At 39.5% G+C, this 23,607-nt stretch carries 19 protein-coding genes; 11 read left to right on the top strand and 8 right to left on the bottom strand.

Annotated features, from left to right (window positions below; genetic code table 11):
• Positions 1-71: 71 nt before the first annotated feature.
• Both D8M04_RS06125 and D8M04_RS06120 read right to left on the bottom strand, forming a co-directional pair.
• Complete coding sequence (locus tag D8M04_RS06125; protein ID WP_121522382.1) at positions 72-938, bottom strand: YitT family protein; 867 nt, start codon at positions 936-938, stop codon at positions 72-74.
• 107 nt (positions 939-1,045) lie between these two features.
• Positions 1,046-1,507: an SRPBCC family protein gene (locus D8M04_RS06120; protein WP_121522027.1), complete on the bottom strand. Its 462-nt coding sequence runs from the start codon at positions 1,505-1,507 to the stop codon at positions 1,046-1,048.
• Between the two features lie 251 nt (positions 1,508-1,758).
• On the opposite strand from D8M04_RS06120, the gene D8M04_RS06115 reads away from it, so the two are divergent.
• Positions 1,759-1,947 (top strand): alpha/beta-type small acid-soluble spore protein, encoded by a 189-nt coding sequence (locus D8M04_RS06115; protein WP_121522026.1) that lies wholly within the window; start codon positions 1,759-1,761, stop codon positions 1,945-1,947.
• A gap of 48 nt (positions 1,948-1,995) precedes the next feature.
• On the opposite strand, the gene D8M04_RS06110 is transcribed toward D8M04_RS06115, so the two are convergent.
• Positions 1,996-3,090 (bottom strand): branched-chain amino acid aminotransferase, encoded by a 1,095-nt coding sequence (locus D8M04_RS06110; protein ID WP_121522025.1) that lies wholly within the window; start codon positions 3,088-3,090, stop codon positions 1,996-1,998.
• 184 nt (positions 3,091-3,274) lie between these two features.
• On the opposite strand from D8M04_RS06110, the gene D8M04_RS06105 reads away from it, so the two are divergent.
• Positions 3,275-4,063, top strand: a complete 789-nt coding sequence (locus tag D8M04_RS06105; protein WP_121522024.1) for an HAD family hydrolase — start codon at positions 3,275-3,277, stop codon at positions 4,061-4,063.
• Between the two features lie 98 nt (positions 4,064-4,161).
• Here D8M04_RS06105 and D8M04_RS06100 read toward each other — a convergent pair whose 3' ends face one another.
• The 4 genes from D8M04_RS06100 to D8M04_RS06085 all read right to left on the bottom strand — a co-directional run bounded on the left by D8M04_RS06100 (position 4,162) and on the right by D8M04_RS06085 (position 8,458).
• Positions 4,162-5,190, bottom strand: coding sequence for a nuclease-related domain-containing protein (locus D8M04_RS06100; protein ID WP_121522023.1), 1,029 nt, complete (start codon positions 5,188-5,190; stop codon positions 4,162-4,164).
• Positions 5,191-5,321: 131 nt separating this feature from the next.
• Positions 5,322-5,672 carry a hypothetical protein gene (locus D8M04_RS19910; protein ID WP_147436779.1) on the bottom strand — a complete coding sequence of 117 codons (351 nt, stop codon included), beginning with the start codon at positions 5,670-5,672 and terminating at the stop codon, positions 5,322-5,324.
• A gap of 42 nt (positions 5,673-5,714) precedes the next feature.
• A complete protein-coding gene (gene serA, locus D8M04_RS06090) occupies positions 5,715-7,301 on the bottom strand; it encodes a phosphoglycerate dehydrogenase (protein ID WP_121522021.1) in 1,587 nt (528 codons plus the stop codon).
• On the bottom strand, positions 7,298-8,458 hold the full coding sequence (locus D8M04_RS06085; RefSeq protein WP_121522020.1) for a pyridoxal-phosphate-dependent aminotransferase family protein: 1,161 nt from the start codon (positions 8,456-8,458) through the stop codon (positions 7,298-7,300). Before D8M04_RS06085 ends, serA begins: the two co-directional genes overlap by 4 nt.
• A 373-nt stretch (positions 8,459-8,831) precedes the next feature.
• Between D8M04_RS06085 and ilvD the strand changes: the two genes are divergently transcribed.
• From ilvD to ilvA, 9 genes are all read left to right on the top strand, one after another.
• Positions 8,832-10,526, top strand: a complete 1,695-nt coding sequence (gene ilvD, locus D8M04_RS06080) for a dihydroxy-acid dehydratase (RefSeq protein ID WP_121522019.1) — start codon at positions 8,832-8,834, stop codon at positions 10,524-10,526.
• A gap of 653 nt (positions 10,527-11,179) precedes the next feature.
• On the top strand, positions 11,180-12,901 hold the full coding sequence (ilvB, locus tag D8M04_RS06075; RefSeq protein ID WP_121522018.1) for a biosynthetic-type acetolactate synthase large subunit: 1,722 nt from the start codon (positions 11,180-11,182) through the stop codon (positions 12,899-12,901).
• Entirely contained in the window at positions 12,898-13,416 is a 519-nt protein-coding gene (gene ilvN / locus D8M04_RS06070) for an acetolactate synthase small subunit (protein ID WP_121522017.1), read from the top strand. Before ilvB ends, ilvN begins: the two co-directional genes overlap by 4 nt.
• Before the next feature lie 54 nt (positions 13,417-13,470).
• Positions 13,471-14,505, top strand: coding sequence for a ketol-acid reductoisomerase (gene ilvC, locus D8M04_RS06065; protein WP_121522016.1), 1,035 nt, complete (start codon positions 13,471-13,473; stop codon positions 14,503-14,505).
• Positions 14,492-16,039 carry a 2-isopropylmalate synthase gene (locus D8M04_RS06060; RefSeq protein ID WP_246001135.1) on the top strand — a complete coding sequence of 516 codons (1,548 nt, stop codon included), beginning with the start codon at positions 14,492-14,494 and terminating at the stop codon, positions 16,037-16,039. The genes ilvC and D8M04_RS06060 overlap by 14 nt, the downstream gene beginning before the upstream one ends.
• Before the next feature lie 86 nt (positions 16,040-16,125).
• Complete coding sequence (gene leuB / locus D8M04_RS06055) at positions 16,126-17,232, top strand: 3-isopropylmalate dehydrogenase (protein ID WP_121522014.1); 1,107 nt, start codon at positions 16,126-16,128, stop codon at positions 17,230-17,232.
• A gap of 14 nt (positions 17,233-17,246) precedes the next feature.
• Positions 17,247-18,656: a 3-isopropylmalate dehydratase large subunit gene (leuC, locus tag D8M04_RS06050; RefSeq protein ID WP_121522013.1), complete on the top strand. Its 1,410-nt coding sequence runs from the start codon at positions 17,247-17,249 to the stop codon at positions 18,654-18,656.
• A 13-nt stretch (positions 18,657-18,669) separates the two neighbouring features.
• The gene (gene leuD, locus D8M04_RS20160) at positions 18,670-19,257 is read left to right on the top strand and encodes a 3-isopropylmalate dehydratase small subunit (protein ID WP_187695412.1); all 588 of its coding nucleotides are present in this window, start codon (positions 18,670-18,672) and stop codon (positions 19,255-19,257) included.
• 78 nt (positions 19,258-19,335) lie between these two features.
• Positions 19,336-20,274 carry a threonine ammonia-lyase gene (gene ilvA / locus D8M04_RS20155; RefSeq protein ID WP_246001134.1) on the top strand — a complete coding sequence of 313 codons (939 nt, stop codon included), beginning with the start codon at positions 19,336-19,338 and terminating at the stop codon, positions 20,272-20,274.
• 232 nt (positions 20,275-20,506) lie between these two features.
• Here ilvA and D8M04_RS06040 read toward each other — a convergent pair whose 3' ends face one another.
• Positions 20,507-23,596: an efflux RND transporter permease subunit gene (locus D8M04_RS06040; RefSeq protein ID WP_121522012.1), complete on the bottom strand. Its 3,090-nt coding sequence runs from the start codon at positions 23,594-23,596 to the stop codon at positions 20,507-20,509.
• Positions 23,597-23,607 lie beyond the last annotated feature (11 nt).

Raw genomic sequence — 23,607 nt, 5'->3', positions numbered from 1 at the left:
GAATTAAAAAGGTTCGTTGCCTCAATTCATGGGGGAACGAACCTTTTATTAGAAGTAGGAATCAGATTCTATTAGAGTTTTTGTCCATAATATTTATCGAGAGAGAAGCCTCTGCCCATAATTTCAGAAGCATTTAGGAAAATAACAAAAGTCGTTGGTGCTTCCTTTTCTAATAGCTTCTTTAAATGGACCGCTTCCTGTTGTTGTGTGACACAGAGAATCATTGTCTTATCCTGATTCGTATAGCCTCCGACAGAGCGAACTTTCGTTAAGCCGCGATCAAGTTCTGTTTGTATGAGATTTTGAATTTTCTCCTCCTCATTTGTAATAATGAGAATAAGCTTTGTTGTAGAGGTCCGCAATTGGACAAAATCAATGGCTTTTCCAGATATATAAATGGCTAACAGCGCGAAAAGAGTAAGCTCCAGATTGAAGACAATGATGGAAGAAATGACGACAATACCATCAACAATAAATTGCGAGTAACCGCTTGATATCCCTGTGAATTTCCTCACAATTTGGGCGATTGCTGCGGTTCCTCCAGTAGAGCCATTTCCTTTGTAAACTATTCCAAGGCCAACTCCTAATAGGATTCCTCCATATAAGGCGCCAAGAAAAGGATTTGTAACTACAATTGGAATGTCTTGTGTTAAAAAAATGACAAAGGGAACCCAAAATGTACCCACCAATGTTTTCCAGCTGAAGTCACTTCCCATGGTTAACCAGCCAATAATAAAGATTGGAATATTAATAGCAAATTGAACGAGGGATGGACTCAATTCGTAAAGCTCAAAGAGAATCGTACTCACACCAGAAATTCCGCCAGCTGCAAGTTTCGAAGGTAAGAAGAACATATTGTAGGTAAGTGCAACTATAGTGGCACCGATAATTATGTAGGTATATTCAGTAATGGTTTTGTTTTTTAAAAAAGCACTCATTGCATTGGTTCCTTCCCATTTTAGATGCTTGTTCAAGTATGAACTTCCTCTACTTTATCACTAGGCATGGGCGGAGTAAATAAAAAAGAAGGATGTTCTCCTTCTCTTTAGACTGTTGCACGTATTTTCTCTTTTGAAATCATTGCTTTCGCTACTTTTTCAGTGAAGTCTTTTCCAATTTTCGGTACCAAGGATTTTAGCACTGGAGAAACAACGGTTTTCATTCTGCCATTAATACCAATATCAAGGAATCCTGTCATCTCCGTTTTTTCTGGCCCAATAGCCTTGGCTTGAAAATAACCACTTCCAACACAGGTTTTGCTTGCAGTAGCTAATGTGAAACTGATCTTATCTGGCTCAATCCACTCGGTAATATCGATATGTACGATAACCGTTTTTTGCATGATGCCAATATCTCCATGCAGCTTCCAGATGGACTTTTTGATGTTTATTTTCTGATGTGATTCATATCCAGGAATTAGCGGTGCCCAGTTGTCCATTTCACTAACAAATCTCCAGATCTGATTAATTGGTAATTCAATTTCAACAACATGCATGCCTTTTGCCATTCTTTTCTCTTCCTCCTCAGGTTTCTCTTTAGCAGGCAAGTAAGTATAAACATACTTACCTGCATAAGGCTGTTGCCTAAAAGGATTGGCTAAGCCTTCGTTTTCTAAAAAACTCACGCAAGGATAATATATGGCAGCTCGTAAAAATATAGAACAATTGGATAAAAATTCAAGAATGATTTTCAAGTTTATTCAAATGCTAAAGCAGAACAGATATAATCTGTTCAATTCCCCCGAGGAGTGATCAGCGGATGGCTAACAGAAATAAATTGTTAGTACCAGGTGCGGAACAATCGTTGAACGGGATGAAACAAGAAATCGCGCGCGAATTCAATGTTGAACTTGGAGCAGACACGACTGCACGTGAGAACGGTTCGGTGGGTGGCGAGATGGTTAAACGAATGATTCAAATCGCCGAGGAAAGCATGCGAAATAAATAGGCATTCGTATGCAAAAACTGCACTCCCTTTTTGGGGGTGCAGTTTTCATTATTGTCTTACTTTACTATTTTTTTCTACTTTTACCGTCCAGTCAAATGGATCTTCCATTTTTCCATATTGAATTCCAGTAATTGTATCATAGACCTTCTTAGAAATATCTCCTGTTTTTCCTTCATTGATGACTAAGTGATGCCCTTCCCAATAGAGTTCACCAATTGGAGAAATAACAGCAGCTGTTCCAGAACCAAAAGCCTCTTCTAATGTTCCATTTTGATGTGCCTCGTAAAGCTCTTTTATGGATACTCTGCGTTCTACCAAAGGTATATCCCAATGTTTGAGTAATTGGATAACAGAATCTCTAGTGATTCCTGGAAGGATACTTCCATTTAAAGCCGGTGTAACTACTTCTCCATTAATCTTGAAGAAGACGTTCATGCTCCCAACCTCTTCAATATATTTCTTCTCTACCCCATCTAACCAAAGGACTTGAGAATAACCTTCCTTCTCACATAATTCTTGTGCTTTTAAGCTGGATGCATAGTTGCCACCTGTTTTTGCTTCACCTGTTCCACCTTTTACAGCGCGGACATATTGGTTCTCAACTGCAATTTTCACTGGATTTATTCCTTCTTTGTAGTAAGAACCAACAGGAGACATAATGATAATAAATTTATAATAATGGCTTGGCGCCACACCAAGATATGGCTCTGTTGAAATAATAAATGGACGGATGTATAGTGATGTTCCCTCTGTACTTGGAACCCAATCACTATCCATCGCAACAAGTTGTTTAATGGCCTCAAGTGCTAAATTCTCATCAATTGGTGGAATGACAAGACGGTCATTAGATTGATTCAAACGTTGTACATTTTTCTCAGGTCGGAATAACTGAACATCACCATTCTCTGTACGGAAGGCTTTTAAACCTTCAAAGACAGACTGACCATAGTGAAAAATCATTGAAGCGGGACTAATGGATAGGTTTTGGTAAGGAATAATACTTGGATTATGCCAGCCTAAGCCTTCTGTATAGTCCATCACAAACATATGGTCGGTGAAGTTTCTTCCGAAGATGAGGTCTTCTGATTTAGGTTTTTCTTTTTTATCTTGACGTTCTTCCACACGAATTGATTGTTCTTCCATTTAAAATGTCTCCTTAGTTTAAAGATTTTCTATATATCATAAAATAGATTTTTAATTAAAGCAAGACTAAATTTTATAATTTTTTGTGGTAAATTAAGATTAGGTAATTATAATGCTTGTTCGATAAGTAGTTAACCGAGAAAGGCTTATATGAAAAAATAATGTTGATAAGGGAATGATGGATTTGATTAAAGCAATTTGTTTTGATTTAGATGATACATTGCTATGGGATGAGAAGAGCATATCGTTAGCTTTTCATGGAACATGTAAGTTAGCAGCAGAAAAGTATGAAATAGATCCTGAATTATTAGAAAGAAAAGTGCGTGAGTCAGCGCGAGAGCTTTATGAAAGCTACGATGTTTACCCATTTACTAAAATGATCGGAATCAATCCATTTGAAGGGTTATGGGGCACCTTTAATGATGAGGGAGAAGAATTTGCAAAACTGCGAGAGGTGGCACCTGCTTATCAGAAACAGGCATGGGCAGAAGGATTGAAAAAAGTTGGCATCGAGGATTCGGATTTTGCTGTTGAGCTGGCAAAAACCTTCCCTAAAGTGCGAAAAGAGAGCCCTATGCTGTACGAAGATAGCTTAGAAGTATTGGACGCTTTAAAAGACAAATATCAGCTATTTCTTCTGACTAATGGATCTCCAGAACTGCAAAACATTAAGTTGAGTATTACCCCAGAGCTTCGTCCATATTTTGAAGGGATTGTTATTTCTGGAGAATTCGGACGAGGAAAACCAGACCATCGAATTTTTCAACATGTATTAGAGAAACTAAACCTGAATTCGGAAGAGGTACTTATGGTTGGAGATAACTTAAATACTGATATTTTAGGCGCAAACCGTGCGGACATTCGTTCCGTATGGATAAATAGAAAAGGTGTGAAGCGTACAGATGGAGGCGTTCCTACATACGAGATTTATCAGCTGAGGGACCTTTTGGGTTTGTTGAAGACGATTGAATGAGTAGAAGCTTTATGTAATCGGGATGGACTATTAAATTTTAATTCCATAAGAGCAAGTATGGCATTCGCTGATTTTTAGGTGAATGTCTTTTCTTTTGTTTAGGTAATAGAAAAGATGGATTTCTTTTTGTTAGGGACTGAGGAATCTTGGGGATATTGGTTTGGTGGCGGAGCGTGGTATTTTCTTGCACTATTTCTCCCGGTTCTCTTTAAATTCATGGAGTTCAAGATATAATATGCTGTCTTTGGTGACTCGATTTTGAGTAGTTTACGGCATTCTCTATTGGTAATTGTGCGTTGAATTAAGAGAAAGTAATCCAAAATCTTTCTTACATGAGCAAATTGATCTCTGTAATCACAATGGTCACAGCGCCAAACTTTATAATATCTGTGCATAGGAGAATGTCCACAATTCTCACATGGAATTCCATTAACAAAATAATCTTTGCTTAAACGGTATTGCTTTATAAAATCAGGATGAAGTGGGTTGTCGGATTGAATAAGAGTCTGTTTCAATTTCTTTAAATTGTCTTTTGTAATAACATGACGAGAATATTTATCTTTGAGTTCTTTAATTTTTGGAATGATGTTATCTCCGTAGATTAATTTGTTATAAAGATGGGGAGCATTATTAGGGTTTTTAAGAATGGTAGTGGAGTCACTTATCACTGCGAGACTTTCAATCGGTAGGCTTTGTAATTGAGTAGCCTGTTGTAACCATTCAATAAATTGTACTTCATGCGTTTGAACTTGTAAAAGAGGGTTTTGGTAGCTTTTTTCGATATTTTGATAGGATTGTGTAATATTATTAGTTTCTTGATTAAAGGTCAGCTCTCCTTTCCAGTTTTTAATTTCTAAAATAAGGAGAAACTTAGTAGAAAGTAACACGGAATCCATTTGGAAAAAACGATTATTGTTTTTTAAACGTAATCCTTGAATATATAAAAGGTCTTTTGAAGGATATGCCCCTAACTTGTAATCAATTTGACGCTCTCCAAGGTAACCGGCTAAATGATGTCCATACTCTTGATTTAAAATTTTATTATATCTATATTTCTCTTTTAGCATTCTAAATAAAGCTTCATAACATAACAAGGTTAATGGTTTAGTCCTCTGAGGTATATACAATAAACTCTCTCCTTTCTTTAAATAGCTGGATTCGACAATTGTTGGTAAAAACCTTTATAGATTTTGTAAAATTAATGTTAAATTTAAGTGTTGATTTTTAGAAGAATGGAGAGGTGAGAAAACATCGCCCTTTAGAGAAAGAATATCGCCATTAAGAAGAAGAGTATCACCGTTGAAAGAGAGAATATCGCCTTCGAGAGGAAGAACATCACCTTTGAGATGGAAAACATCGCCCTTGAGAGGAAAAACATCACCCTTAAGAGAGAATATCTCCCTTCGAGAAGAAGGACATCCCCCTTGAGATGGAAAACATCGCCCTTGAGAGGAAAAACATCACCCTTAAGAGAGAATAACGCCTTCGAGAAGAAGGACATCCCCCTTGAGATGGAAAACATCGCCATTGAAAAGAAAAACATCACCCTTGAGAGGGAACATATCACCTCCGAGAGAAAGAATATCACCCTCCAGAGAAGCACCTTCACTCAAAACAAAAAACCAGCAAGCCCAAGCCTGCTGGTCCTCCATTACAAATCAATTGCTACTACTTCTTTAATCACATCAAGTCCTTTAAGTGCATCCAATGCTTCATCATCAAGATGACGGTCAATGGTTACCATCATAATTGCATCTCCACCTATATCGGAGCGATCCACTTGCATGGTCGCAATGTTGATGCCGTGGTCTGCCAATAAGCTTCCCATGCGGCCGATAACACCTGGCTGGTCATTATGCTGGATAACAACCATGTGGCCTTTTGGTGTAACGTCTACACTGTAGTTATCTACTTTGACAATGCGAGATCCTAATCCGTTTAATAAAGTACCTGAAACAGTGCGTGTTTGTGTTTTGGTTTTTACTTCAACGGTAATTAGATTGGTAAAGCCTTGGGTTTTTGATGTCTTGTTCTCATTAACGGTGATGCCTTTTCGTTCTGCTAAATATAAAGCGTTCACGTCGTTTACACTGCTGCCAAGATGGCGCTTAAGGATTCCTTTTACCGTGTTTCTTGTTAATGGAGCAACCTCAATATCATATAAGTCACCAGAATAAGATAGATTGATTTCCTCAGCAACTTCTCCAACTAAGTCAATTAAGAATGCCCCTAGTTTTTCGCTGAGCTGGAAGTATGGCTCAATAACTGTCATTACATCTTTTGCAACAGAAGGGAGGTTTACTGGGTTTTTGACAGTATCTCCAGTCAAGTAACGAAGAACATCATGGCTTACATCAACTGCTACAATTTCTTGAGCTTCAATCGTGCTTGCACCTAGGTGTGGGGTTGCAACTACTTCTGGCAATTCAAGCAATTTATGGTCAACGAATGGCTCCTCTTCGAACACATCCAATGCAGCACCGGCTACCTTACCAGAAACGATAGCATCATATAATGCATCCTCATCGATAATTCCGCCACGAGCACAGTTCACAATGTAAACTCCATTCTTCATTAACTGAAAAGCCTTTGCATTTACCATATGTCTCGTTTCTTTCAATAACGGCGTATGAACAGTAATGAAATCTGCCTGACTGATTACCTCTTCAAATGTTCCATAGCCAATACCCATTTTTTCTGCTTTCTCGGGTGTTAAAAATGGGTCATAGGCGACAACGTTCATACGTTGGCCTTTTGCTCTTGTTGCAACTTCTGCTCCAATTCGTCCAAGCCCAACAACACCTAATGTTTTATCGCGTAACTCCACACCAACATATTTTTTACGGTCCCATTTATGATTTTTCAATGCATGATAAGCTTGTGGAATGTTCCGGGAAATAGCCATAATCATCGCCATCGTGTGTTCAGCAGCAGAGTTGGTATTTCCATTTGGTGCGTTTACAACAATGACACCATGTTCTGTCGCAGCATCTAAATCAATGTTGTCTACTCCGACTCCGGCACGTCCGATTATTTTTAAGTTTTTCGCTTTGCTTATCACTGATCGGGTAACCTGTGTTCCACTACGGACAAGCAATGCGTCAAAATCAACAATTTTTTCTTCTAATTCTTCTGGTGTTAAATCGGTTTGCATTACAATTTCAATATTTTCCGCTTGCGTTAATGGTTTTATTCCATCTTCGCTTAACGGATCACTTATTAATACTTTGTATGTCATACTTGCGCCTCCTGTTGTAAATAGATTTCTTGCGCAGCTTTCACACCTTCACCTAGCTTAACTTCTTTTCCAACCTTAATTAGTCCAATTTCTAGAATTCCTAAAATTTGCAGGACGTCAGCAGGGGAGCAATATCCCATATGACCAATACGGAAAATACGACCTTTCAAGTGCTGTTGTCCACCTGCAATAGAAAGCCCAAACTCCTTTTTCAATACTTTACGTAGTGCTTCTGCATCAAAGTCTTCGGGTTTCACCGCTGTAACTGTTGGGGATGCAGCTTCATCATTTGTAAGTAATGGGATTCCCAATGCTTTTATGGCTGCTCTAGTCATATCTTTCATTAAGCTATGTCTTCTATAAACTTCCTCAAGACCCTCTTCTTCAAATAGGTTCAATACTTGCTGAAGTCCGAATAATAACGACAATGCTGGTGTAAATGGAGTAGAATCTTCTTCTAAACTGTCACGGTATTTTTTAAGGTTAAAATAAAAGCGGGATTGTTCATTTTCTTCAATAACCTTCCATGCCCGTTCGCTAACAGCAACAAAAGTCAGGCCAGCAGGCAGCATGAATGCTTTTTGTGATCCTGTTACAAGGATATCAATATCCCATTCATCCATTTTCGTTTCAACTCCACCAACACAAGAAACTCCATCAACAACGATTAATGCGTCTGAATGATCATGGACTACTTTTGCTAATTTATCTACAGGATTTAATACACCAGTTGAGGTTTCGCAATATGTAGAGAAGACAACAGAAATATTAGGATGTTTGATAAGTATAGATTTCAGTTCTTCGGGATTTACAGCTTCACCCCATGTAACTTCAAGACGATGTACTTTAATTCCATATGCGTCACAAATTTTAGTGAAGCGATCGCCAAATGCACCAGTTACTAAAACTAGTACTTCTTCTCCAGGTTTTACAGTGTTTGCAACAGCCGTTTCTAACCCTGCTGTACCACTCCCAGACAAAATAAGTACATCTTGTTCTGTTCCAAAGACACGCTTGAGCCTTGGCTTAATGTCCTTAAGTAAGTTTTTAGTCTCCTGTGCACGGTGTCCAATCATAGGTTGGCTCATCGCTCTAGTGACACTAGGGGGTATTGGACTTGGACCGGGAATTCTCAGTAATTGATGATCAGGTAGCATGTAAGATCTCCTTTTTCTATTTAGGTTTATCACAACAGTGATTTAGATATAGCACCAGCCGCCTTGAAAATAAGACGAAGGGATACAACAACTATTACTTCCTATTCGTCGTTAATAAGGCGCTTTTTCACTTAATATAGCAATATTATATCGCTTGTCAATATATTTAGCCAATTAAAATTGTTATAAAAATAAGGTTCGTATTGTAAACGTTTTATTAATAAATCCATAATAAATTGAATTACGTTTACATTCTATAACATATACAAACAAAGTAATTATTAAAGTTTCTATTATAATTTTAATTACAATAAATTCATTGAACTATCTGTATATTAGTCTTATAATGTTCTGAAAGAAAGGTGGGGATGAGGTGTCAAAAGAAACAAATACGAAAGATTTGCGAATAAAGAGTAAGGTATATTCTGAAGGAGCAATCAAGGCCCCAAACCGTGCCATGTTGCGTGCAGTAGGGGTTACCGATGAAGATTTTACGAAACCGATGATTGGGATAGCAAGTACTTGGGCAGAAGTAACACCATGTAATATTCATTTAAATGATCTAGCGGCACAAGCGAAAAAAGGTGCAAGAGAAGCAGGTGGGGTTCCTCTCCAATTCAACACAATCACGGTTTCCGATGGGATATCTATGGGTACTGAGGGGATGCGCTATTCCCTGCCAAGTCGTGATTTGATTGCTGATTCGATTGAAACAGTTGTAGGTGCAGAGAACTTAGATGGACTCGTCGCTATTGGGGCATGTGATAAGAACATACCAGGCTGTGCGATTGCCATTGCCAATGCAGGGGTACCTGCTGTGTTTGTATATGGAGGAACGATTGCCCCAGGAAGATATAAGGGAAAAGATATTGACCTTGTTTCTGTGTTTGAAGGTGTTGGTAAACATAATAATGGAGATATTGATGATGAAGAACTCAGAGGGATTGAGTGTAGTGCTTGTCCTGGAGCTGGGGCTTGCGGTGGTATGTATACAGCGAATACGATGGCCTCTGCCATGGAAGCAATGGGCTTGAGTTTACCTGGAAGCTCTTCTAATCCAGCGGAATCACCTGAAAAGGTTGCGGATACGAAGGCAGCTGGGGAAGCTGTATATAAGCTCCTGGAAAAAGGGATCTATCCAAAAGATATTATGACTAAAAAAGCATTTGAAAATGCCATAACGGTTGTGATGGCTCTTGGTGGCTCAACAAATGCCATTCTTCATTTGCTTGCGATTGCACATGCTGCAGAAGTTGACTTAACCATTGATGACTTTAACCGTATTCAAGAACGTGTTCCACATCTAGCAGATCTTAAACCAAGTGGAAGATTTGTTATGCAAGATTTACATCATGCTGGCGGTGTACAAGCTGTCATGAAGCTTCTCTATGACCATGGCTATTTGCATGGTGACTGTATGACCGTAACTGGAAAAACAATAGCTGAAAATCTCGCAGAAGCTAATGGTTTAGTAGAAGGTCAGAATGTCATCATGCCTCTTGATAAACCAAAACGAGAAGATGGACCGTTAATCGTTCTTAAGGGTAACCTTTCTCCAAGTGGCGCTGTTGCTAAGGTTTCTGGAGTAAAAGTAAAACGCCATACTGGTCCAGCGCGCGTATTTGACAATGAGAAGGACGCAACAAATGCAGTTCTAAACAATGAGATTAAGGAAGGCGACGTACTGATTATTCGCTATGTAGGGCCGAAAGGTGGGCCAGGTATGCCGGAGATGCTATCCATTTCTAGTATTCTAGTTGGAAAAGGTCTAGGTGAAAAAGTAGCACTATTAACGGACGGTCGGTTCTCAGGTGGTACGCATGGTTTAGTAGTAGGTCATATTGCTCCTGAAGCGCAGGATGGTGGGCCAATTGCATTTGTAAAGGATGGTGATCTTGTAACCATTGATTCCGATAGAAAAGAGATTTCATTCGAAATCAGTGAGGAACAGTTGGAGTATCGCCAGAAAGACTGGACAGCACCTCCGCTTTATCGCAAGGGTATATTGGGTAAATATGCACATAATGTGTCTTGTGCTTCAAAAGGCGCGATAACAGATTTTTTATAAGTAAACTTTAAACATCTAACATAGAAATATATTGCATATTGCAAAAAAGGCAGTTCGGCTTATAAGCTGATTTACTGCCTCCTTTTAAATTAATAAAAAATTTACATTTATCAAAAATCAGGCAATGAGCGGGTTTGAAAACGGATACAATATATTGCGCTCTATTTTAACAAAAAAAATTTTAAAAAACCTATTGACCTTGTTTGAAAATAAGTATATGATTACTGGCAATATCATAATTTCAAAATGATTTGTTTTATAAAAATAGTAAGTTATTTTAATATAAAGAACTCGATGACGGGAAACGGAAGCAAAGCTCGTGTAATTACAGAGATCTAGGGTTGCTGGAAGCCTAGAATTGCACATTGTTTTCATCTCATCCCTGAGTGCCAAGCTGAAAGGGTTAAGTAGGCTTGGTCAGGTATCTCACAATACCTGTTATCAAAAATAGACTGTATTTTCAGTCTCTGAGGTAGTATTCGCGAGGATGCTATAAAGCTGGGTGGTACCGTGAAAAGATGCTCTTTTCTCCCCAATATTTTCTGCAATTGTGCAGTTTGTTTAGGGAGAAAAGGGCTTTTTTTCATGCTGAAAAGAAAAATTTTAGCTAAGAAGAGAATATTTACTGATGATTATTAGGGAGGTAAGTAGTAGTGAAAGTTGAGGCAAAGCCGAAAGATGTTGTTGACAGAAAAGTTGTAACTGGTGCTGATGTATTTATTCAAGCTTTGGTGAACGAGGGAGTAGATACAGTTTTCGGTTATCCAGGAGGAGCTGTTTTACCTATCTATGATGCACTTTATCGCAGTAATGCTAAATTTGAGCACATTCTCTGTCGGCATGAACAAGGAATAATCCATGCTGCAGAAGGATATGCAAGGGTAACTGGAAGAGCAGGGGTGGTAATCGCTACTTCAGGACCTGGAGCAACGAATTTAATCACAGGGATAACAGATGCAATGATGGATTCTTTGCCAATCGTAATCTTTACTGGTCAGGTTGGTACGAATGTTATCGGGACGGATGCTTTTCAAGAGGCGGATATCATTGGGATTACGACTCCAATTACGAAGTATAACTACCAAGTGACGAACATTGCTGATTTACCAAGAATAGTAAAAGAGGCATTTCATATTGCCGAGACAGGTCGTCCTGGTCCAGTTGTGGTTGATATACCAAAAAATATTTCACAGGAATTAACGGTTGGGGACTTTGAAACTGATTTTTATTTGCCAGGATATCAGCCAACAGTTAACCCGAATCCATTACAAATAAAAAAATTAAGTGAATCCTTGCGTCGTGCAAAGCGACCACTACTACTTGCAGGAGCTGGTGTATTATTTGCAGGTGCTACAGAAGAATTAAAAGCATTTGCTGAGAAGTATCAGCTTCCAGTAACAACCACCCTGCTAGGGTTAGGAAGCTTTCCTGGTAATCATTCCCTTTCATTAGGAATGGCTGGTATGCATGGAACCTACGCAGCCAATATGGCCATTTATGAAAGTGATTTGCTAATAAACATAGGAGCAAGATTTGATGACCGCTTAACAGGAGCCATTAAGCATTTTGCCCCTAATGCGAAAGTAGCACACATCGATATTGATCCCGCCGAAATTGGGAAAAATATCAAAACAAACATTCCAGTTGTAGCAGATGCCAAAGCAGCACTAAAGGCTTTGCTGCTGGAAGATGCAGAGGATCCAGATCATAAGTCGTGGTTAGAAAAAATAAATACAAACAAAGAAACTTATCCACTTTGGTATGAGCGGTCATCAAGTGAAATTTCACCTCAGTGGCTAATACAGCAAATCTATGAAGAAACAAATGGAGAAGCTATTATAACAACAGATGTAGGGCAGCATCAAATGTGGGCAGCTCAATTCTATAAGTTTGATAAACCAAATAAATGGGTCACCTCAGGTGGACTAGGTACGATGGGATTCGGTTTCCCAGCTGCTATTGGAGCGCAACTAGGTGCGCCGGACAGTCAAGTAGTGGCGATTGTTGGAGATGGTGGATTCCAGATGACACTACAGGAACTATCGGTTATTTATCAACGTAAGCTTCCAGTTAAAATTATTATTGTTAACAATGAAGCACTTGGAATGGTAAGACAATGGCAGGAGACATTCTATGAAGAGCGTTATTCAGAATCTCTATTGTCTGAAAATCCCGATTTTGTCAAACTTGCGGAAAGTTATGGAGTCAAAGGGATGAGAGTAGATAAAGAGGCTGAAGTGCCTGCTGTTTTAAGAGAAGCCTTTTCATATGATGGTCCTGTACTTGTTGACTGCCGAGTTGTGAAGCGGGAATGCGTCTATCCAATGGTGGCACCAGGCAAAGGGAATCATGAAATGATTGGGGTGACAAAATGAGACGCATTATAACAGCAACCGTACAAAACCGAAGCGGTGTATTAAATCGTATTACCGGTATGCTATCTAAACGGGGATTTAATATTGAAAGTATTTCAGTAGGAACATCAGAAACAGAAGGAATTTCTAAAATGACGTTTGTAGTAGAAATCAGTGATAGTCAAAAGCTTGAACAATTAACGAAGCAATTAAACAAACAAATAGATGTCCTAAAAGTCTCTGACATAACGGATAAAGCGATGGTAGCAAGGGAGCTGGCCTTGATCAAAGTAGGCAGCACTGGACAGAACCGTAACGAGATCCAAGGTGTGATCACACCGTTCCGTGCCTCTGTCATCGATGTAAGTCGGGACAGTCTTATTATCCAGGTAACAGGAAAGCCAGATAAGGTAGATGCCTTGATTTCACTACTTAGGCCATATGGCATCAAGGAGCTATCCAGAACAGGGGTTACAGCTTTCTTAAGAGGACAGCAGCCACAACCCTTACATGAAGTAAATACGTTATTAATCTAGTAAACCTAGACTATATAAAAAAATATATATTGAAAAAAGAGAGGAAGATTAAATATGGCAAAAGTATTATACGAAAACGATATTCAAAAAGAGGTTTTACAAAATAAAAAGATTGCAATCATTGGATATGGCTCACAAGGGCATGCGCATGCAAAAAACTTAAGAGATAGTGGCTATGACGTAGTTGTCGGCTTAAGACCTGGGAAATCACAGCAGCAAGCTGTTGAAGATGGGTTCGAGGCTTATACGGTGGCAGAAGCAGTAAGTACAGCAGACGTAGTGATGGTTCTATTACCAGACGAAAGACAGCCACAAGTCTATGAAGAGAGCATTAAACCAAACTTAAAGGCAGGAAGTGCATTGGCATTTGCCCATGGATTTAACATTCATTTCAATCAAGTTGTTCCTCCAGAAAATGTGGATGTTTTCTTAGTTGCTCCGAAAGGACCTGGCCATTTAGTTAGAAGAACGTATGAAGAAGGGGCAGGTGTACCAGCATTATATGGTATCCACCAAGACGTAACAGGAGATGCGAAAGCAATTGCTTTGGCATATGCAGAAGGAATTGGTGCAGCACGAGCAGGTGTATTACAAACATCTTTCCAAGAAGAAACAGAAACAGATCTATTTGGAGAACAGGCTGTTCTTTGTGGAGGGTTAACAAGTCTTGTAAAAGCAGGATTCGAAACATTAACAGAAGCAGGATACCAACCAGAAGTAGCTTACTTTGAGTGCTTGCATGAGTTGAAGTTAATCGTTGACTTAATGTATGAAGGTGGATTAGAAAACATGCGTTACTCTATCTCTGATACCGCACAATGGGGTGACTTTGTATCTGGACCACGTGTCATCAATGAAGAGACAAAAGCACGTATGAAAGATGTATTAACAGATATCCAAACTGGTAAATTTGCTCATGGCTGGATTTTAGAAAACCAAGCGAATCGCCCTCAATTTAATGCGATTAACAATGCAGAATATAATCATCCAATCACAGCAGTAGGGAAAGAATTACGCGCTTTGATGCCATTTGTGAAAAACCCAATTGAAAACAAAGAAAAGGAAGGGAATGTCCATGTCACGAATTAAGATTTTCGATACAACGCTCCGGGATGGAGAGCAATCACCAGGTGTCAATCTTAATAAGCTTGAGAAATTAGAAATTGCAAAACAGCTTGAACGTTTAGGTGTGGATATTATGGAGGCAGGATTTCCTGCTTCCTCCAAAGGAGATTTCCAGGCAGTAAAATTAATCGCTGATACTATTAAAGATACTTCTGTTACAGGTTTAGCCAGAACAACAAAAGGCGATATCGATACTGCATGGGAGGCATTAAAGGGGGCAGCAGAGCCAAGATTACATTTGTTCTTAGCCACATCTCCAATCCATATGACCTATAAATTAAAGATAACACCGGAGCAAGTAATCGAACAATCGGTAAACATGGTCTCCTATGCGAAACAGAGATTTCCGCAAATTGAATGGTCTGCAGAGGATGCAACCCGTTCAGATTGGAATTTCTTAGCGCAAATTATAGAAAAGGTAATTGATGCGGGGGCGACGGTGATTAACCTACCAGATACGGTAGGGTACACGACACCTGCAGAATATGGAAAGATGTTCCACTTCATTCGCGAAACGGTGCCGAATATTGATCGCGTGAGTCTTTCTTGCCATTGTCATGATGATCTTGGTATGGCTGTAGCTAATTCTATTGCCGCAGTAGAAAACGGCGTAACACAAGTAGAAGGAACAATTAACGGAATAGGGGAGCGTGCTGGAAATGCAGCACTCGAAGAAGTTGCAGTTGCATTAAAGATCCGCTCCGATTATTACCAATATGATACAGGTCTAAAACTAGATGAAATCAAACGTTCCAGTGATTTAATTTCCAAACTGACAGGGATGTATGTGCAGGCAAACAAAGCAATTATTGGTCGTAATGCTTTTGCCCATGAGTCTGGTATCCACCAAGATGGTGTATTGAAAAATACGGAAACCTATGAAATTATCACTCCTGAATTAGTAGGGGTGAATTCCAATACATTATTCCTAGGTAAGCATTCTGGTCGACATGCCTTCAAAGATAAAGTAGAAAGCTTTGGGATTGAATTAACAGATGATCAATTAAAAGAAGCATTCCAACGCTTTAAACAATTAACAGATCATAAGAAAGAAGTTACTGACGATGACATCTATACAATTGTGATGGAAATTAAGACAGAAGCACAGGCTGTTAGTAAATATGAGCTTAAGTCTTTCCAAGTACAATACGGTCAGGCAACCATCCCAACAGCAACCGTGTCATTGGTAACACCACAGGGGAAAACATTGCAAACGGCATGTACTGGTAAGGGTAGTGTAGAAGCACTTTACAACACTTTGAGCACATTGATTGAGGAAGAATTAAAACTATTAGATTATCAGTTAAACTCTGTTGGTGGTGGTAAAGATGCGCTTGCTGAATCCCATGTACAGTTATCTGTAAATGGAGAGGCAATGAATGGAAGAGGCTCAGCACAGGATGTACTGGAAGCATCAGCTAACGCATACTTAAATGCGGTTAATCGTTATATCATCACAAAACAATCTGTGAAACCAAAAGAAGTGGTAAAACAATAAGAATTAAAAAAGCAAAATGATGGAAGAAGATGGATTAGTCAACTTCTTCCTCTATCTTCTAACCTAAGAAAGGGAGGTCATGTACGTTGAATAAACAGATAATATTGCTTCCTGGTGATGGAATTGGCAGAGAAATAATGGATTCTGCAAAAGTGGTATTACAGGCAGTTGCACATGAATATGGTCATTCGTTCACATTCCATCAGCATGCGATTGGTGGAGATGCTATTGATCAGTATGGAACACCATTGCCTGAGGAAACGATTCAGGCTTGTCAGAATGCAGATGCCATTTTATTAGGAGCTGTTGGTGGACCAAAGTGGGACCAAGTAGCCGTTCATCTTCGCCCTGAAAGAGGGCTTCTTGGAATCCGTAAAACATTAGGATTGTTTGCTAACCTACGTCCTGTCAAAGGATTTCAGGCTTTGCTTCATGCATCACCAATAAAGGAAGAGATTATTCAGGACAGCGACATTCTCATTATCCGTGAGTTAACTGGAGGATTGTACTTTGGTCAGCCAAGTGAACGTAGGGATAATGGGAATGCGGTAGTTGATACACTTTCCTATACAAGAGAAGAGATGGAGCGAATCATTGATAAAGCTTTTGAAAGTGCGAGAATCCGTAATAAACATCTGACCTCTGTTGATAAAGCAAATGTTTTAGAATCTAGCAGATTATGGCGTGAAGTGGTAGAGGAAAAAGCAAAAGATTATCCAGATGTAACGGTAGAGCATATGCTTGTAGATGCCTGTGCGATGAAGCTCATTACGAATCCAAGCGCATTTGATGTCATTGTTACGGAAAATCTATTTGGTGATATTTTAAGTGATGAGGCATCTGTATTAACTGGATCGCTTGGAATGCTTCCATCTGCAAGTGTTCGATCGGATGGTGTCGGTTTATATGAGCCAGTTCATGGTACTGCTCCAGATATAGCGGGGAAAGGAATTGCTAATCCATTAGGAATGATTCTTTCGGCAGCACTTATGCTACGATTTTCCTTTGGAATGGAAGAAGAAGCAAGTGAAATTGAAAAAGCAGTTAATGAATGTCTGGAACAAGGCTATCACACAGCAGACTTACGAATCAAAGATGGAATTCAAGTAGGTACGAAGGAAATGACGGATAAGGTTTTGGAAAACCTTACTGCAAAAAGCATTTCAGACAGTATTTGTAATACGTATGTGTGAGGAGGATGGGAAATATGGGAAAGCCAAAAACAATTATAGAAAAGATATGGGAAAAGCATGTAGTACACCAAGAAGAAGGTAAACCAGATTTACTTTATATTGACCAACATTTGGTACATGAAGTGACATCTCCTCAGGCATTTGAAGGGTTAAGGTTATCTGGGCGCAAGGTACGCCGACCAGATCTTACCTATGCCACAATGGACCACAATGTACCGACGAAAAATAGAGATAATGTTAAAGACGAGATTGCTAGAAAACAAATGGAAACCTTACGGGAAAACTGTAAGGAATTTGGGATTAAACTTGCTGATATTTTCCATCCGGATCAGGGGATAGTCCATGTTATTGGCCCACAGCTTGGGTTAACACAGCCGGGTAAAACCATTGTCTGTGGGGATAGCCATACATCAACACATGGAGCATTTGGGGCCCTTGCCTTTGGTATTGGAACAAGTGAAGTAGAGCATGTCCTTGCTACACAAACGATTTGGCAAGAACGACCGAAAACGCTAAATGTTAAAGTCGAGGGAGACTTAGGGCCTGGTGTCACGGCAAAAGACTTGATTCTAGCAATCATTGCTAAATTTGGTGTTCGTTTTGGAACGGGTTATGTTATGGAATATACAGGAGATGCGGTTCACCAGTTATCAATGGAAGGCCGTATGACGATATGTAATATGTCGATTGAAGCAGGAGCTAGAGCAGGTCTTATAAGCCCAGATGAAACGACAGTAGAGTACTTGCGTGGTAGAGAATATGTGCCTAAAGGGGAAGCTTTTGAGAAAGCAGCAAAGGAATGGTTGGCTTTAGCTACCGATGAAGGTGCAGAATATGATGAGACAGTTGTGATTAATGCTGCTGAGGTTGAGCCGCAAGTATCTTGGGGGACAAATCCAAGTATGTGTGTTCCTATTGGTGGAACTACGCCAAGTTTAGATGAAGTAGAACATAAAGAGGATGTAAGGCGTGCATTGGAATATATGGGTCTAGAGGAAAAGCAGCCAATCACTTCAATTGATATTGATCATGTATTCATTGGCTCTTGTACGAACTCACGACTTAGTGACTTACAAAAGGCAGCTGCGATTGTAGACGGGAAACGCGTGAAGTATGGTGTAAAGGCCATTGTTGTACCAGGCTCGTTCAGTGTGAAATTAGAAGCTGAAAAGCTGGGAATTGACAAAGTATTTACAGATGCAGGCTTTGAGTGGCGAGATTCCGGATGCAGCATGTGTCTCGGAATGAATGATGATATTGTACCGCCGGGCGGACGCTGTGCATCTACTTCTAATCGTAATTTTGAAGGAAGACAGGGAAATGGTGCTCGTACCCATCTTGTCAGCCCGGAAATGGCAGCAGCAGCAGCGATTGAAGGACGATTTGTCGATGTTCGTAAATTTACTGCTGGTGTTTTAAACTAGGAGGTGGACAAAAATGGAGGCAATAAACAAACACAAAGGAAAAGTATTTCCTTTAAATCGGACCAACATTGATACAGATCAAATTATCCCGAAGCAATTCTTGAAACGGATTGAAAGAACGGGTTTTGGTCAATTTCTGTTCTACAACTGGCGATTTGATAATGATGGAGGATTAAGAGATGATTTTGAATTAAATCATCCGCGTTTTGAAGGAAGTTCTGTTCTTTTAGCGGGAGAAAACTTCGGTTGCGGCTCCTCTCGTGAGCATGCTCCATGGTCTCTATTAGATTATGGCTTCAAAGTAATTATAGCACCTAGTTTTGCAGATATTTTCTATAATAATGCATTAAAGAATGGGATGCTACTTATTAAAATGGATGAAAAACAAATTTCAGAATGGATGAACCAAGCAGAAGATGGTACATTTATACTGAAAGTAAATTTAGAAAAACAAGAAATTACAGACGACGAAGGAACTGTAGTGACATTCGATATCCCTGCATATCATAAAGAGAAGCTACTTAACGGATGGGATGATATTGCGTTAACACTTCAGTTAAAAGATCGAATCGAAGAATACGAGAATTCGAAATTAGCCTAAATTAAGGGGAGTGACAATCTTGGGGATTGCTTAACTGGTGATTTAGTACACAAAGCATGGAAGCGGCTTTCACACATTGTGCACCGTACACCATTACTTACATCAACAACAACAGACAATTTAGTAGGAAAACATGTTTATTTTAAAATGGAAAACCAGCAGAAAACAGGTGCATTCAAGTTTCGAGGAGCAAGCTACAAGCTAATGCAGCTATCAAGAGACCAGCTTTCAAAAGGCGTAATCACAGCATCAGCAGGTAACCACGCACAGGGAGTGGCACTTGCAGCCAAGAAGTTAGGTGCCAAGGCATCTATCTTCATGCCAGAAGGAACACCATTGGCAAAAGTGAATGCAACAAGAAATTATGGTGCGGAGGTTATACTTACTGGGGAGAGCTTTCAAGAAGCACTGGAAGCATCCATCGATCATCAGAAGCACACTGGTGCAGAATACGTGCATCCTTTCGATGATATTGAGGTGATGACAGGTCAGGGTACGATGGTGATGGAAATGTTAAGGCAGGAAGATCGTCTTGATACCATTATTGTACCCATTGGTGGCGGTGGCTTAATAAGTGGAATCGCAGTAGCAGCCAAGCATGTCAATCGGAATATTAGGATTATAGGCGTACAAGCAGCTGGGGCACCAGCGATGTATAATAGTTTTCATAGCCATACATTACAGACAGTGGATTCGGTCTCTACGATTGCTGAAGGAATTGCAGTGAAAACACCTGGTGAAAAAACGCTACCTATTATCCGCAATTACGTAGATGATGTTGTAACTGTTACAGATAATGAAATCGCATCGGCCATTGTTTATATGCTGGAGCGGAATAAGACATTAATGGAGGGTGCAGGAGCGGCCGCTTTAGCCGCACTATTTGCACACAATGATCAAATTCCCTCCAGACATTGTGGCATTATTGTCAGTGGAGGAAATCTGGATATCGGTATTATGGCGAAGATTCAAGAAATGGCAAATAGGCTGGAACATAAAGAAAAAATTGCTTTATAGTCCCCAGTAGAGGGGGGTTATGACATCCTCTTGTCGAGAAATGAAAGTCAGCCAACATCTTAATTTAAGGTGTTGGCATCTTTTACTGGTTGAAAAGCAATTAAGAACATAAGAGTCCCGATTTTTTTAGTGATGAACCATAGGTCTAGTGGATAGATGTTGGGGTGACTTTTATGGATAACAGGTACAAAAAAACCATACAGGAACACTCGGTCCTGTACGGTTTTTTCGTTTAATTTTCTTGTATTTCTCTACGGTTTTTCTTAAATAGTTTGGATAACAATTCATATACAAGCGGTACAATAATTAATGTTAATAGGGTGGAACTTGCGAGACCTCCGATAACGGTAATCCCTAGCCCTTTAGAAACTAACCCACCGCCACCTGATCCGATTGCTAATGGAATTAATGCCCCAATAGTTGCGATTGCTGTCATTAGAATTGGTCGCAGGCGAGTTGCTCCGGCTTCAAGAATTGCTTCACGCAATGTTAGCCCATCACGCTCCATACGGATAATCCTATCCACGAGAACAATAGCATTTGTTACAACGATACCAATTAACATAAGCATCCCCATCATAACAGATACAGAGATGGTTTCACCGGCAATCAAGAGTCCAATAAATGCACCAATAATCGTAAATGGCAGAGAGAATAGGATGGCAAATGGTGCAAGTCCCTCGCCAAATGTTACAACGAGAATGAAGTAAACAATGGCAATCGCTGCAAGTATCGCTAGCCCAAGCTGTGTAAACGTTTCTTGCATATCTGATGCAACACCAGCAACACCTACAGTGACTCCACTTGGTAGATCCAAATCATCAATGGCAGCATCAACTTCTGCTGTCACTTTGGAAATATCTGCTTCTGTGTTTGTTCCTGAAACTGTTGCATAATATTCATCGTTGCTTCGTGATAATGTGTTTAATGTTGTATTTTCTTCCACTGTCACTAGTTCAGAAAGGGTCATGGTAGTCCCTGGTGCAGCTGGAATATCTATTTCCATTTCCAATAATTCATCCATGGACGCTGGTTGTTCTGTCTGTTCTTGTTGAACAATAACATCGATTGTTTCTCCATCTTTTTCAACCGTTGTAATGGTTTCTTGGGAAGATGGTGTACTTAACTTGGCTATGATTTGCCCAGTTGTCAACCCGTACTGGATCAGTTCTTGCTGATCAATATGAAGAACATGTTCCACATATGCATCTTCTTCACTTGATGAGACGTCTTCTAAACTGTCAATCGCGTTCATTTCCTCTTCTACCATGTTAACAGCTTCTTTTAAACTATCTAAGTCTTCACTATAGAATGTATAGCTGACTTCATTTGAAGAAGCACCCATTGAAGAGAAATCTTGGTTTTTCCATTCACCTGATTGGTCAAGATTTGTTACATATTCCTTAATCTCATCTCGTGCTTCTGGGAAGTTTTCCATTTCAGGATCAAAAATAACATACATCAATGCACCGCCTGGAGATCCTCCCATCATCATAGCAGAGGTGTCAGTCGAATCATTTACGGATAATTGAACAATATCAATATCCTCACGTTTCATCAATTCATCTTCTACAACAGAAACGTTTTCTAAGGTTTCTTCCTCTAATTCACCTGTCCCCGGTGTGTAGGTTAAATACATAACCTTTTCTTCTTCACTTCCAAGGAAGCTGAATCCGATTAATGGTGTCAGTGCTAAGCTTCCTACCAATAGAACAATGGCTACTATGGAAGTGATTACTTTATGGTTTAATGTCCAGTTAAGAATATTTTTGTAGCTCTTGGAAAGCTTTCCATGTTCTTTATGAATACGTTCCGTTTTCTCACTGTAAAGTTTCTTCTTAAATAGGAAGTGAGATAGAGCTGGAACGATTGTAATTGCGACGATTAAGGATGCAACTAAAGCAAAGGTCATTGTTAATGCAAATGGCATAAATAGTTCCCCAACCATACCTCCGACAAAAATGAGCGGTGCAAATACTGCTACCGTAACTAATGTGGATGATAGAATCGGCTTAAACATTTCAATCGTTGCTTCACGAATCAATGCACGCCCTGAGAGTTTCTCCTCTTTCAGGTGCAAACGTCTATAAATATTTTCCACAACAACGATAGAGTCATCAATAACACGACCGATTGCAACGGTGATTGCACCTAGTGTCATGATATTTAGTGTAATATCAAGCCAGTTCAAAATCATTAGTGCCATGAAAATGGATACTGGAATAGAAATGATAGAAATAATGGTTGATTTAAAGTCACGTAAGAATAGAAGGATAATCAAAATAGCAATTAATCCACCAAATAATGCTTTTTCTATCATCGTGTTGACTGATTCTTGTATTGGTTCACCTTGATCTAGAGTAACATCAACGACAAGGCCTTCCATATTTTCTTCTTCTTCCGCAATTAAATCTTTTACTTCATTTACAACATCTACGGTATTATCCTGTTGACCTTTAACGATTTGAATCGCAATTGCATCTTCGCCATTTGTACGTGAAACAGATTCTACGCTGCCCACTGTTTCGATGGCAGCAATATCACCTAAGGTTACGAATGGAGTTGGATTCGATTCGGATGGAGTTACAGGAATAATCATTTCCTTAAGTTCATCTTCTGTCATGAACTTGCCATCTACTGAAACAGCTTGTTCTCCTGCTTCAAACTCATAAAGACCTAAGGAAACAGCCATATTGCTGGCTTGAATGAATTCTTTGACAGAGTCTTCTGTAAGACCTAATTCAGCCATGCGTTCTTCATTGTATGTTAACTGTACTTCTTCAATATGCTGTCCTGTAATGGTGGCAGAAGCAACACCATCTAATTTCTGTATTTTAGGCAGCAGATTGTCATTTACTGTGGAAGTGAGTTCCACGATATCTTCTGTTGTACTGCTGACACTTAAAGCAATAACTGGCATCATATTCATACTGATGCTAGAAATGTTTGGCTCTTCTACATCTTCTGGTAAGGTTACATTATCAAGTGCAGCTTCTAGTTCACGTTTTTTCTCATCCATATCTATTCCGTAGTCATATTCAACTTGAATGCTCGACACACTGGATGAGGAGTTCGAATAGACAGCTTTGACGTCTTCAAGACCTTCCACCGCTTGTTCTATCGGTATGGAAACTTCATCCATTACCTGTTCTGGAGTCGCTCCTGGGTAGACACCCGTTACCATTAAATATGGAATGGAAATATCTGGTATGGATTCTGTTTTCATTTGTGTCCCTGAATAAATACCTGTGACAGTGATAATAATGGTGAGGAGCCAAACTGCCAGCTTATTTTTAAGGACAAAGTTTACAATACCTCTCATCTTTACACCTT

Origin of the sequence: Oceanobacillus piezotolerans, from assembly GCF_003665065.1 — a bacterium.
Lineage (GTDB): Bacteria > Bacillota > Bacilli > Bacillales > Amphibacillaceae > Oceanobacillus > Oceanobacillus piezotolerans.
This window is presented reverse-complemented; position numbering and strand designations above follow the sequence as displayed.

Coding starts and splice junctions, on each gene's coding strand:
- D8M04_RS06115 (WP_121522026.1), top strand. CDS start 1,759: ATGGCTAACAGAAATAAATTGTTAGTACCAGGTGCGGAACAATCGTTG.
- D8M04_RS06060 (WP_246001135.1), top strand. CDS start 14,492: ATGTCACGAATTAAGATTTTCGATACAACGCTCCGGGATGGAGAGCAA.
- serA (WP_121522021.1), bottom strand. CDS start 7,301: ATGACATACAAAGTATTAATAAGTGATCCGTTAAGCGAAGATGGAATA.
- D8M04_RS06125 (WP_121522382.1), bottom strand. CDS start 938: ATGAGTGCTTTTTTAAAAAACAAAACCATTACTGAATATACCTACATA.
- leuC (WP_121522013.1), top strand. CDS start 17,247: ATGGGAAAGCCAAAAACAATTATAGAAAAGATATGGGAAAAGCATGTA.
- ilvN (WP_121522017.1), top strand. CDS start 12,898: ATGAGACGCATTATAACAGCAACCGTACAAAACCGAAGCGGTGTATTA.
- D8M04_RS06040 (WP_121522012.1), bottom strand. CDS start 23,596: ATGAGAGGTATTGTAAACTTTGTCCTTAAAAATAAGCTGGCAGTTTGG.
- D8M04_RS06110 (WP_121522025.1), bottom strand. CDS start 3,090: ATGGAAGAACAATCAATTCGTGTGGAAGAACGTCAAGATAAAAAAGAA.
- ilvC (WP_121522016.1), top strand. CDS start 13,471: ATGGCAAAAGTATTATACGAAAACGATATTCAAAAAGAGGTTTTACAA.
- D8M04_RS06085 (WP_121522020.1), bottom strand. CDS start 8,458: ATGCTACCTGATCATCAATTACTGAGAATTCCCGGTCCAAGTCCAATA.
- leuD (WP_187695412.1), top strand. CDS start 18,670: ATGGAGGCAATAAACAAACACAAAGGAAAAGTATTTCCTTTAAATCGG.
- D8M04_RS06120 (WP_121522027.1), bottom strand. CDS start 1,507: ATGGCAAAAGGCATGCATGTTGTTGAAATTGAATTACCAATTAATCAG.